12 protein-coding genes and 1 riboswitch are annotated in these 12,066 nt (G+C 44.2%); of the genes, 7 read left to right on the top strand and 5 right to left on the bottom strand.

What is annotated here, in order from left to right; all coding sequences use genetic code 11:
- The first annotated feature begins 142 nt into the window (after window positions 1–142).
- The 3 genes from DS742_RS11350 (at window position 143) to pepT (ending at window position 3,094) form a co-directional block, all read left to right on the top strand.
- Window positions 143–469: a hypothetical protein gene (locus tag DS742_RS11350; RefSeq protein ID WP_117417125.1), complete on the top strand. Its 327-nt coding sequence runs from the start codon at window positions 143–145 to the stop codon at window positions 467–469.
- Between the two features lie 304 nt (window positions 470–773).
- Window positions 774–1,328 (top strand): DUF2628 domain-containing protein, encoded by a 555-nt coding sequence (locus DS742_RS11355; RefSeq protein WP_117417126.1) that lies wholly within the window; start codon window positions 774–776, stop codon window positions 1,326–1,328.
- Window positions 1,329–1,867: 539 nt separating this feature from the next.
- Window positions 1,868–3,094 carry a peptidase T gene (gene pepT / locus DS742_RS11360; protein WP_117417127.1) on the top strand — a complete coding sequence of 409 codons (1,227 nt, stop codon included), beginning with the start codon at window positions 1,868–1,870 and terminating at the stop codon, window positions 3,092–3,094.
- A gap of 92 nt (window positions 3,095–3,186) precedes the next feature.
- Here the strand turns inward: pepT and sufU are convergent, their stop codons facing one another.
- From sufU to sufC, 5 genes are read right to left on the bottom strand one after another with little or no spacing between them, the layout of a single operon-like run.
- Window positions 3,187–3,627: a Fe-S cluster assembly sulfur transfer protein SufU gene (gene sufU / locus DS742_RS11365; protein ID WP_117417128.1), complete on the bottom strand. Its 441-nt coding sequence runs from the start codon at window positions 3,625–3,627 to the stop codon at window positions 3,187–3,189.
- Complete coding sequence (locus tag DS742_RS11370; protein WP_117417129.1) at window positions 3,617–4,843, bottom strand: cysteine desulfurase; 1,227 nt, start codon at window positions 4,841–4,843, stop codon at window positions 3,617–3,619. The genes sufU and DS742_RS11370 overlap by 11 nt, the downstream gene beginning before the upstream one ends.
- Window positions 4,821–5,906 carry a SufB/SufD family protein gene (locus DS742_RS11375; RefSeq protein WP_117417130.1) on the bottom strand — a complete coding sequence of 362 codons (1,086 nt, stop codon included), beginning with the start codon at window positions 5,904–5,906 and terminating at the stop codon, window positions 4,821–4,823. Before DS742_RS11375 ends, DS742_RS11370 begins: the two co-directional genes overlap by 23 nt.
- A 16-nt stretch (window positions 5,907–5,922) precedes the next feature.
- Window positions 5,923–7,341, bottom strand: coding sequence for a Fe-S cluster assembly protein SufB (gene sufB / locus DS742_RS11380; RefSeq protein WP_117417131.1), 1,419 nt, complete (start codon window positions 7,339–7,341; stop codon window positions 5,923–5,925).
- Entirely contained in the window at window positions 7,328–8,092 is a 765-nt protein-coding gene (gene sufC, locus DS742_RS11385) for a Fe-S cluster assembly ATPase SufC (protein WP_117417132.1), read from the bottom strand. The genes sufB and sufC overlap by 14 nt, the downstream gene beginning before the upstream one ends.
- Window positions 8,093–8,338: 246 nt before the next feature.
- Window positions 8,339–8,453, top strand: a riboswitch (FMN riboswitch).
- Window positions 8,454–8,615: 162 nt separating this feature from the next.
- On the opposite strand from sufC, the gene ribD reads away from it, so the two are divergent.
- The 4 genes from ribD to ribH are packed head-to-tail and all read left to right on the top strand — an operon-like array spanning window position 8,616 to window position 12,054.
- Window positions 8,616–9,722 carry a bifunctional diaminohydroxyphosphoribosylaminopyrimidine deaminase/5-amino-6-(5-phosphoribosylamino)uracil reductase RibD gene (gene ribD / locus DS742_RS11390; protein ID WP_117417133.1) on the top strand — a complete coding sequence of 369 codons (1,107 nt, stop codon included), beginning with the start codon at window positions 8,616–8,618 and terminating at the stop codon, window positions 9,720–9,722.
- A complete protein-coding gene (ribE, locus tag DS742_RS11395) occupies window positions 9,703–10,350 on the top strand; it encodes a riboflavin synthase (protein WP_117417134.1) in 648 nt (215 codons plus the stop codon). Before ribD ends, ribE begins: the two co-directional genes overlap by 20 nt.
- Before the next feature lie 10 nt (window positions 10,351–10,360).
- A complete protein-coding gene (locus DS742_RS11400; RefSeq protein ID WP_117417135.1) occupies window positions 10,361–11,560 on the top strand; it encodes a bifunctional 3,4-dihydroxy-2-butanone-4-phosphate synthase/GTP cyclohydrolase II in 1,200 nt (399 codons plus the stop codon).
- A gap of 26 nt (window positions 11,561–11,586) precedes the next feature.
- Window positions 11,587–12,054 (top strand): 6,7-dimethyl-8-ribityllumazine synthase, encoded by a 468-nt coding sequence (ribH, locus tag DS742_RS11405; RefSeq protein WP_117417136.1) that lies wholly within the window; start codon window positions 11,587–11,589, stop codon window positions 12,052–12,054.
- The last annotated feature ends 12 nt before the right edge of the window (window positions 12,055–12,066 follow it).

The following is a 12,066-nucleotide window of genomic DNA, read 5'->3' on the forward strand; positions in this document are numbered from 1 at the left end:
ATCCGTCACGTGGGCTCGGAAATTTGTATAAGAGACAGGATTTATGATTACTATAGAGATTATAAATAACTTAATATATTGATGAAGATTATCAAAGAGTCCGTAGCCGATGCTGGTCTCTATTTCATAAGAAAAATCTAGTATGTTTATAATATATTTTTTACTTTTGTGTTCTTTTTTATTATTTTTAATATCATGTATTACGAATATAAAATCTCATCAATATGATGGAAGATCAGAAGGAAAGATAGTTTCCCTAAATAAAGTTTGTCATAATGGGAGAAATAATAAGGTTTATATATATTATCCAGTTTATGAATATACTGTGGCTGGAATCACATATCAGGAAGAATTTCCCTTTGGTGACGAATGTCCTAATAATTTAGTAATAGGAGAAGAAACAATTATAAAATATGATAAAAAAATCCAGAAAAATTTATTGTTTCTGGAAAAGAGAATGTTTATTTAGGTCAAGCTATTTTCGGCTTGATTATATCAATTATTATACTTGTAGTAATAATTAATTGAATTAGTATGGGTATATGAAAACTTAAAACAACCGGAGCAAGAGGTTAAGTGTTATGCCAGAGCATACTATCTTTGGCAGCACGAAGGATTTAATGATCCATTTGGTTGGTATAAAGACATGTTAAAATATGCGTACAAAAATCTTGTGCAAACAGATTTGGATTATGAAAATTAGTCTCAGGAACAGCTGAAACAGGCAGAGGCAGATTTAAAAGAAAAATGGGGAGAAGTGAGGAGTGACGAAAATGGACAATGATGAAAACCAGATAGGCGGATATTCAATATCAGAGATAAGAGAATATCTGGAAAAAAATCAAGAAGAGTACTTAAATAGATTCAGACAAATTGATAGAAAGAAAAAATTTAATGGAGCCGCTGCATTTTTTGGTCCATTATGGTTTGCTTATCGAATGATGTGGATAGAAGGATTCTTATTATGGCTCATTTCTTCTGTAATAACATTATTTGCTTCGTTTATTATTTATATATTAATTTTAGCAAATATAATATATACCAAAGAATCTGCCGGACTATTGTTATTTTTACTTTGGATAGTAGAATTTCTGATAATAGGTAAGATGGCTGATTCCATCTACTGGTGGAAGATAAAAAAGAGAATTGATGCTACTCATTGGGAAGATGGAAAAAAACGGAGTATAATTCAAAAGCTGGCGAATGCTGTAGAATGTAAAGGGGCTTCTCTATGGAGTGCAATTGTTTTTTCCTTTTTATTGCGATTTGGAGACGTCGTCGTAGGAGCAATTGGAATTGCAATGGCTACTGTAATGGCCCAAATCTAGACTGGCTTATTAAAAGGAGGAATCTTAATAATTGATTAATGAAGTAAATTTGAAAAATAAAGTTATAAATGAGCTGCAGACTATTGCAGATAATCGTTATCTTTGGTATACAGAGAAGATAGAAAAAAAATTGTTTTATATATCGCTGAAATTACTGATAGTCTGAAAATTGTACTTAATAATATTTACAGTCAATACATAAAATTACAAGATACCGGCGAGGTAGGGATACTGGAATGGGTTTATTTGTCCTTTCTACATACAAGTTTTTTAGATCATTCGCCATGTTATAAAATTGATTTTTACGATACAAGAGACTGTATTTCAGAAATTGAATGCTTCAAAAGTGGATTATCAGCCTGCATAGACATTAAAAACGCATTATGGTATAATAAGGAAATCCAATTGGTCCTTTCTGGTAATTTTTCCGGATGATCCGGAGAATACTACCTGAATATACAGACCCTTCAGGAGAACTGGATCCGGCTGAATTCCTACATGCCGTTACCAGAAAAATATTGAAAAAGAGGCGATTAACAATGTCAGAAGTGATCAATCATTTTTTAAAATATGTATCTTATGATACCCAGTCAAAGTATGAGGTTGACGCTGTTCCAAGTACTTCAAAGCAGCGGATACTTGCAGAAGAACTGGTGAAAGAACTTCAGGCCATGAAGGCTGCAGATGTAAGAATTGACGAGCACAGCTATGTGTATGCTACCATTCCGGCCACCATGGACAAAGCAGTCCCGGTACTGGGATTTATCGCTCACATGGATACCTCTCCAGCCTACTCAGGAGCTGGTGTAAAGCCGCAGATCGTAACGAATTACGATGGTAAGGATATTCTAATGAATGCGGATACAGGACTTACCATGAGCCCGGAAGATTTTCCGGATTTATTAAAATATGTCGGGCAGGATATTATAACTACAGATGGGACAACCCTGTTAGGTGCAGATGATAAGGCCGGTGTGGCTGAGATCATGACTATGGCGGAATACTTACTTACCCATCCGAAGATTCCTCATGGAACCATCCGAATCGGATTTACACCGGATGAAGAAGTGGGCAGAGGGGCAGATTTCTTTGATGTGAAAGGATTTGCCGCTGATGTTGCTTATACCGTGGACGGCGGTGGGTTAGGAGAGCTGGAGTACGAAAATTTCAATGCTGCTTCTGCCAGAGTTTTAATCCACGGATCCAGCATCCACCCCGGTTCTTCCAAAGGAAGAATGAGAAATGCGCTTTTAATGGGTATGGAATTTCATAACATGCTTCCGGCAGCTGAGAACCCTATGTATACGGAAGGATACGAAGGATTCTACCACCTGGATTCCATGATTGGAAGCGTTGAGGAAGCCAGACTTGATTATATTATCCGTGATCACAGCAAGAAGAAGTTTGAAGAAAAGAAAGAATTTATGACCCGTGTGGCAGATTATTTAAACCAGAGATATCAAAGCGGGACAGTAGAACTGATCTTAAAAGACAGCTATTTTAACATGAAAGAAAAGATTGAACCCCATATGTACCTGATCGATATTGCAAAGACGGCGATGGAAGATCTGGGAATTGAACCGTTAGTTACTCCGATCAGAGGCGGTACAGACGGAGCACGCTTATCCTATGAGGGGCTTCCCTGTCCAAACCTTTGCACCGGCGGATATAATTATCATGGAAAATTTGAATTTATCCCAGTTCAGTCCATGGAAAAGGTTGTGAAACTGCTTCTTAAAATTGTTGAAAAGTTTGCTGAAAAGTAATTTTATAGAACAAAACTTAAAACGTCCGGAATTGGTTTTAATGGTATACTGCCAAAACCAATTTCGGACGTTTTTTTTGCTGTATCATTCATTTATTTTGCGGTTTCCGGTTCTTCAAGTATTCCCATTAAAGTATGCCAGGGAAGGACAGCACATTTAACCCTGCCCGGCATATGGGAGATTCCCTTCAGAGCAATCGCATCCTCAAGTGAATCCAGCTGCTCCTCATCTGATATTTCTCCTTTTATCATCCCCAGAAAGGTATTAAGCAGATTCTGAGCCTCTTCAACCGGTTTTCCAAGAATGAGATCAATCATCAGAGACGCGGAAGCCTGGGAAATGGCACAGCCTTCTCCGGTAAATCCGGCATCTTCAATGATTCCGTCCTTGACCCGCAGCTCCAGAACAATGTCATCGCCGCAGCTGGGATTGACTCCTTCCAGACTGGCTGTCGCCTCTGATACCTTGTGACGGTTTTGACTGGAACGGCTGTTTTCCACAATAATCTGATTGTATAAAGCATTAAGCTCCATAACCCATCCACCTCCTTACCTGTTTTAAGCTGTTTAAAAATACCGAAATATCTTCCTCTGTATTGTAGATGGCAATGCTTGCCCGGACACAGGAGCCAATTCCCAGATATTCCATTAATGGCTGGGCGCAGTGATGACCGGCACGGACTGCGATTCCTTCTGAATCCAGAATGGTTGCAGTATCGTGGGGATGAACCCCTTCCACATTAAAGGAGATAACCCCAAAACGGTCACGGCTGTCTGTACTGCCGTATATGGTGACATAGGGCAGAGCATTCAGTCCTTTCAGCGCCTGGTCCATCAGAGCGTGCTCATGATTACGGATCGTCTCCCAGCCTATGGAAGTAATATATTCCATGGCTGCCGCCAGGCCTGCTTCACCGCCTACATTTCTCGTTCCTGCCTCGAACCGGCGGGGGACTTCTGCATAGGAAGCGGTCTGTTCATGGACGCTTGCAATCATATCGCCTCCACTTAAAAACGGGGGCATTTTTTCAAGCAGCTCTTTTTTGCCATATAAAACACCAATGCCCATGGGAGCATACATCTTGTGTCCGGAAAATGCTGCAAAATCTACTCCCAGGTCTTTGACGTCAAGAGGCATGTGAGACACACTCTGGGCGCAGTCCAGAACCACTGCAGCGCCGCATAAACGGGCGCGTCTCACAATGGATTTTACCGGCGCTTCCGTTCCAAGCACATTTGATACGTGGGCAATGGCAATCAGCCTTGTGCGCGGGTTTATTTTCTGATCCAGTTCTTCTTCTGTAATCCGCCCGTCAGGTCCCGGATAAAGATAAACAAGTTTAGAACCTGTCAGCTTTGCGACTCTCTGCCAGGGAACCAGATTACTATGGTGTTCCGCTACGGAGATAAGTATTTCGTCCCCTGCTTTTAAGAACTCCATACCGTAGCTGTAAGCGATCAGATTAAGAGCTTCTGTAGCATTCTGGGTGAAAATAATTTCCTCCGGGCCGGCATTTACAAAGCGGGCCGCAGTCTGCCTGGCGTTTTCATGAATATCCGTGGAGCGGACGCCCAGGGTGTAAACGCCCCTGTGTGGATTGGCATTATCCATACGGTAATAATCATCCACCGCCTTTAAAACGGACAGAGGCTTGAATGAAGTCGCTGCGTTATCTAAGTATATCAGTCTCTTTCCATTTTCCGGAACAGCGAGAATGGGAAACTGATCACGAATTGGTTTCATGTTCATCGAGCCTCCTTTCAATGACATTCAGAATCTCCATGCGCAGATCATCCGGAGTTATTTTATGAAGAACAGGCATAAAGCGGGCTTCTACCAGCATGCGCTTTGCCTCCATCAGGCTAAGCCCTCTGGAGCACAGATAGTATAGCTGTTTTTCATCAAACTGTCCTAAGCTGGCTGCATGCTGTCCTTCCACAGCTTCTTCTCCGCACAGGATTAGGGGAACAGTCCTGTTTCTGGCGCTGGGGCTTAGCAGAAGTACGGTTTCATTTTCGTGCCCCACAGAGTGTGCGGATCCTGCCTTAAAGTCTATGGTTCCTCTCAAAATCTTGCTGCTGGAGCCTGCAAGAACTCCGGCCGTATGCATTTCGCTTACCGTTTCTCTGCCGGTGTGGCGGGCAATGTCATTGAAATCAAAAATCTGTTCCTTATCAGTAAAGTATGCAGTATCCTGTTGGTAGCCGCCTCCCTGCCCCTCCAGATGAGCCAGAGAACCGCATGCCGCTGTTTTTCCTCCCAGGACGGCCCGAATGAGTTCTACCCTGGCACCTTTTCCAATGCGAGCACCTACGGCATCAAAGCTCTGGCTGTTTCGTCCAAGCAGCTGGACAGAAACCAGACGGACAACGGAATTTTCCTGCGCATCAATCTGAGTTAAGCTTCCAAGAACGCCGTCTTTTGCGTCCCCGCGATTAACCTGAATTACCGTGAGATTACTTCCTGGCTTTGCGTTTATGGCATAATGGGCTCTGATAACCGGATGAGTAAGGTCCAGAGTCTGGGTGATAATAACAGGTTCACTGGGAGATCCTTCTCCCAATAAGTAGCAGGTTTTGTCTGCACCGTTCATGATAAACTCATTCATCCATTCACCCATCCCGCTTGGAATTGCAGCAGTTTCTTTTGGAAGATCCTCCATCAGGCTGATTCCGTGAGGAAGGTCGCCGTTATAAGGAAGGTGGCCGCCCTGCGAATATTCCCTGTCCGAAGGCAGCGCTTTTTTATCCAGCCAGTTTACCCCTGTCCGGTTCCAGGTAGGAACCGGGAGACGGTTGATTTGTGTATTCATATTTGTGTTCCTCCTTTCAGCCGATGCTTCCCTTCATTTCAAGATGAATGAGATTGTTCATTTCCACCGCATATTCTAACGGCAGTTCCTTGGCAATGGGTTCTGCAAACCCGCCTACGATTAAGGCCCGTGCATCATCCTCGGACAGACCGCGGCTCATTAAGTAGAAGATTGCGGATTCACTGATTCTGCCGATTTTTGCCTCATGGCCGATATCTGCCTGATTGCAGGAGATATCCATCACCGGTATGGTGTCGGAACGGGAAATACTGTCAAGCATCAGTGATTCACAGGAAACGGCTGATTTGCTTCCTTCTGCCTTTTCCGTAACGGTTACCAGGCTTCGAAACGTGGAATTGCCTCCATCCCTTGATATGGATTTCGTAGAAATGTGAGAGGTGGTATCCGGTGCGGCATGAAGTACCTTTGCGCCGGTATCCAGGTTCTGGCCTTCTCCGGCAAATGTGATGCCTGTAAACTCCATACGTGCCTTTTTCCCTTTTAAAATGCTCATGGGGTAAAGATAGGAGATATGAGATCCGAACGATCCGGAGATCCATTCCACGGTTCCTCCTTCCTCTACCGAAGCGCGTTTTGTATTCAAATTGTACATATTCTTTGACCAGTTTTCGATGGTGGAATAGCGGAGCCTTGCATTTTTACCCACATACAGCTCCACACAGCCGGCGTGAAGGTTTGCAACGTAGTATCTGGGAGCAGAGCAGCCTTCTATGAAATGAAGATAGGCACCTTCCTCCACGATGATCAGCGTATGCTCAAACTGGCCCGCACCTGGTGCATTCAGCCGGAAATAGGACTGAAGAGGAATTTCAACCGAAACCCCTGCCGGCACATAAACAAAAGAACCTCCGGACCAGACTGCTCCGTGAAGAGCCGCAAACTTGTGGTCGGACGGAGGAACCAGTTTCATAAAATGCTTTCGTATCATTTCACTGTAAGGGCCGGTAAGAGCGCTCTCTATATCCGTATAGACCACGCCTTTTGACGCAACCTCTGCACGGACATTGTGATAAACCACTTCTGAGTCGTACTGTGCCCCCACACCTGCCAGGGATTTCTGCTCCGCTTTGGGAATACCAAGACGTTCAAAAGTCTGTTTGATATCGTCTGGGACATCGGACCATTTCGCTTTCATGGTTGATTTCGGTCGGACATATGTAACAATCTGATCCATATTCAGCTCATCAAGAGAAGGTCCCCAGGAGGGAAGCGGTATCTCATTATACAATTTCAATGATTTAAGGCGGAACAGACGCATCCATTCCGGTTCATTTTTTTCCTTAGATATCTGGTTTACAATCTCAGGGGTAATGCCGGAGTCCGTAAGGAAGGCCGGGTCCAGCCTGTCTTTCACATCATAAATGGTGCGGTCAGCCTGGTCGACTCTTGTTTTTTCCTGTTTAAAGTCTTTCATAGAAGCCAGCCTCCTTTCCCAGAACGCCGAATCCTTGCTGCGTAATTTTTGAGATCAGTTCCCGGCCGCCTGTATATGCAATTTTGCCTCCTTCCAGTACATGTACCACATCCACATCCAGACCTTCCAGAATACTTGCATTATGTGTAATGATAAAAAGTCCGTTTTTACGGTTTTTAAAAGCACGGATTCCCTTTGTAACGGTACGGACAGCATCTACATCAAGACCGGAATCCGTCTCGTCTAAAAGAGCCAGCTTTGGCTGAAGCATAAGAAGCTGGAGGATTTCCGTTTTCTTTTTCTCTCCACCGGAAAAGCCAACATTTAAGTACCGTTCCGCATAGCTGGGGTCCATATCCAAAGCTTTCATCTGTTCTTTCAGTTCCTTTTTAAACTGCAGTATCTTTGGAGGACGTTTTTCCAGGGATCCTTTGGCTGTGCGGAGAAAGTCTTCAAGGGTGACGCCCGGAATCTCCTCCGGAGCCTGGAAGGAGAGAAAGACACCTGCTCTGGCTCTTTCGTCCGCTTTCATTTCTGTTATATCTTTCCCATCCAAAAGAATCTGCCCGCTTTCAATCTGGTACCGGGGATCCCCCATAATGGCGGATACGAGAGTGGATTTTCCTGTTCCGTTTGGTCCCATGAGGACATGAAGCTCACCTGAACCTATGGTAAGATTAATGCCGTTTAAAATTATTTTATCCTCCACAGATACAGTGAGATCTTTAATTTCCAGTAATGCATGACTCATATATATCAACCTCCTTTATTCCCCGAATGGGAATCTAATGGTTAGTACTTGCTAACATGTCTTTGTGCTTTCATACTATACCTATTTGGTATGAAATGCAAGCCTGATTTTTATTTTTTTATAATCATAATGAAAATTTTGAAATTTCAGAACAGTTTGGAAAATATGTGGCTACAGTAAATGTAAGAAATTTTATTTTTTTCTTGACATAACTCTGATATGGGAGTATTATTGCACCAATTGAACAATAATCTTCAGGGCAGGGTGTAATTCCCTACCGGTGGTATAGCCCACGAGCCGCAAGGCATGATTCGGTGTAACTCCGAAGCCGACAGTAAAGTCTGGATGAAAGAAGATGATGCAGTTTTTTTCATATTTATGAAACATCTGCTGATTAACACGCTCTGGAATGATCATTCATTTCAGAGTTTTTTGTGTTAACAGTCATAAATAATGGACGGATTGCCGAAAATATGCCCTGAGCCTTGTGTTCAAGGCATTTTTCTTTTAAAGGCGGTGTGATATGAATGATATTGAATGTATGCGTCTGGCTTTGCAGCTTGCCAAAAAAGGTTGTGGTTTTGTAAATCCAAATCCCATGGTTGGTGCTGTACTTCTAAAGGAGGGCAGGGTAATTGGCACAGGATACCACGAACGGTATGGTGCTCCCCATGCAGAAGTAAACGCACTTGCAGGCTGTGAAGAATCCCCGGATGGAGCGACTCTTTATGTGACTCTGGAACCCTGTTGCCACTATGGGAAGACACCTCCCTGCACAGAAGCCATCTTAAAAGCAGGTATAAAACGAGTAGTGGTGGGAAGTTCAGACCCAAACCCGCTGGTCAAAGGACAGGGCATCAAAATCCTGCGGGAAAAAGGAGTTGAAGTCACGGAAGGAATACTAAAGTCGGAATGTGACAGGCTCAATGAAGTATTTTTCCATTTTATCCAGACAGGAAGGCCCTATGTTGTCATGAAATACGCCATGACAATGGATGGAAAAACAGCAGCATATACAGGTGACTCCAAATGGATTACCGGTGAAACTGCAAGGGAAAACGTCCATAAAGACCGGCTCCGTTACAGCGCTGTGATGGTTGGGATTGGTACCGTTTTTGCAGATGATCCGCTGCTTACCTGCCGGACAGAGGGAGGGCGTAACCCGCTTCGCATCATCTGCGACACAACCCTGCGGCTTCCCCTTACCTCCCAGATCGTGGCCACTGCAAATGAGGTTCCGACTCTAATTGCAACGTCCTGCAGGGATCAGGAGACACAGCAGCCCTATTTAAAAGCCGGCTGCAGGATTCTCCCGCTTGAACAGGCGGATGGACATTTGGATTTGTATGAACTCATGACAAAGCTTGGCGCAGAGAAAATTGACAGCATATTACTGGAAGGCGGCGGTATTCTTAACTGGTCGGCACTGCAGGCAGGAATTGTAAACAGAGTGCAGACATACATTGCGCCAAAGCTTTTTGGGGGATCAGGCGGGAAAACTCCGGTTGCAGGACCTGGCGTCCCTCACCCTGAGGATGGTTTTTTTCTCACAAACATAGAAGTGAAACATTTGGGAGAAGATATACTAATTGAAAGTGAGGTGAAACCTTATGTTCACAGGGATTATTGAAGAAATAGGCATACTGAAGGAGGTAAAGAAAGGAGCGCAGTCCGCTTTGCTGACTATACAGGGCAGTGTGATTTTTGATGATCTTGGAATCGGGGACAGTGTAGCGGTAAATGGCGTATGCTTAACGGCTTCCGGGCTTTCTTCCCATACCTTCCGGGCAGATGTGATGCATGAGACCTTAAACCGTTCCGGTCTTGGAAAGCTGCATCCCGGAGATTTTGTAAATCTGGAACGTGCAATGGCGGCAGACGGACGATTTGGCGGGCACATTGTCTCAGGACATATTGATGGCATTGGGACCATTACGTCCGTTGTAAGGGATGACAATGCCATCTGGTACACCATTGCCGCTGAGGACAGGATACTCCGTTATATTGTGGAGAAAGGCTCGATTGCAGTGGATGGCATCAGTCTGACGGTAGCTTCGGTTAACAATACAGAGTTTCGCATATCTGCTATACCCCATACAGTAAAATCCACCATTCTGTCATACAAAAAAACAGGTGATATGGTGAATCTGGAGAATGACCTGATGGGGAAATACGTGGAAAGGTTTTTATCAGCAACCCAGGAAGAACAGAAGCCACGCGGTATCACAAGAGAATTCTTAACAAAATCTGGCTATTAGGAGGAGTAAGATGTTTGAGTACAATACCATAGAAGAAGCGCTTGAATCGCTTCAACAGGGAAAAATCATTCTTGTAACAGACGATGAGGGACGGGAAAATGAAGGTGATTTCATCTGTGCCGCCCAGTTTGCTACAACCGAAAATATTAACTTTATGGCGACGCATGGAAAAGGGCTGATCTGCATGCCCATGAATGAGGAGTTGTGCATGCGATTGGAATTACCACAGATGATTTCTGAAAACACAGACAATCATTCTACTGCCTTTACCGTTTCCATCGATCATGTGGATACAACCACCGGAATCTCCGCAGCAGAGCGGTCAATAACTGCAATGAAATGCGTAGACGCCAATGCAAAGGCCGGGGATTTCCGCCGACCGGGACATATGTTCCCTCTTCTTGCAAAACGAAACGGAGTATTAGAGCGGGGAGGACATACGGAAGCCACAGTGGATCTCATGCGTCTTGCAGGTCTGAAGGAATGCGGTCTTTGCTGCGAAATCATGGGAGAAGACGGGACCATGATGCGTACACCTGATCTGATAAAGCTGGCTGAAAAATGGAAGATTCCTTTCATTACCATCGCAGCTTTGAAGGAATACCGTAAAAAACACGACAGGCTGGTGGAACAGACCTCAATCTGTAATATGCCCACAAAATTTGGAGATTTTAATGCCTTCTGCTTTGTTAACAAACTAAACGGAGAACATCATGTGGCTCTTGTCAAAGGCGAAATCGGTGACGGTAAGAATCTTTTGTGCCGTGTTCATTCAGAGTGCCTGACCGGGGATGCGTTCGGCTCCATGCGCTGCGACTGCGGACAGCAGCTTGCTGCCGCCATGACGCAGATTGAACAGGAAGGAAGAGGAATTCTTCTATATATGCGTCAGGAGGGGCGCGGAATCGGTCTGGTTAACAAACTGCGTGCTTACGCACTCCAGGATAAAGGCATGGATACGCTGGAAGCCAACCTTGCTTTAGGCTTTGAAGGAGATCCCAGAGAGTATTACATCGGTGCTCAGATTCTCAGGGAATTAGGAGTAAAAACCCTGCGCCTGCTCACCAATAATCCGGATAAGGTATATGGGCTGTCCGGCTTTGGTATGGAAATTATGGAACGGGTTCCCATACAGATTCCTGCCAATGACCATGATCTGTTTTATTTAAAAACCAAACAGACAAAAATGGGGCACATTTTACATTATTAATTATTAATCATAAAGGAGAATTCATAATGAAAATATTTGAAGGAACACTGGTATCAAAGAATATCCGGATCGGCATTGTAGCCGCACGTTTCAATGAGTTTATAACATCAAAGCTTCTTGGCGGGGCATTGGATTGTTTAAAACGCCACGGTATCAGCGAGGAGGACATTGAAGTGGCCTGGGTGCCCGGAGCCTTTGAGATTCCGCTGATCGCTTCCAAGATGGCAGGCTGCGGCAAATATGATGCAGTAATCTGCCTTGGTGCGGTTATTCGGGGCAGCACCACACATTATGATTACGTCTGCAGCGAGGTGTCCAAGGGGATTGCCCATGTATCATTAAATAGCGGCATTCCCGTCATGTTTGGAGTCCTGACGACAGAAAATATTGAACAGGCAATTGAACGGGCAGGTACGAAAGCAGGTAACAAAGGGTTTGACTGTGCAGCGGGAGCAATTGAAATGGTAAGTTTAATCCGCACAATTCAAGCTTAAACAAGAAAGAAA

The sequence above is a fragment of the Lacrimispora amygdalina genome, from assembly GCF_003432035.1.
Lineage (GTDB): Bacteria > Bacillota > Clostridia > Lachnospirales > Lachnospiraceae > Lacrimispora > Lacrimispora amygdalina.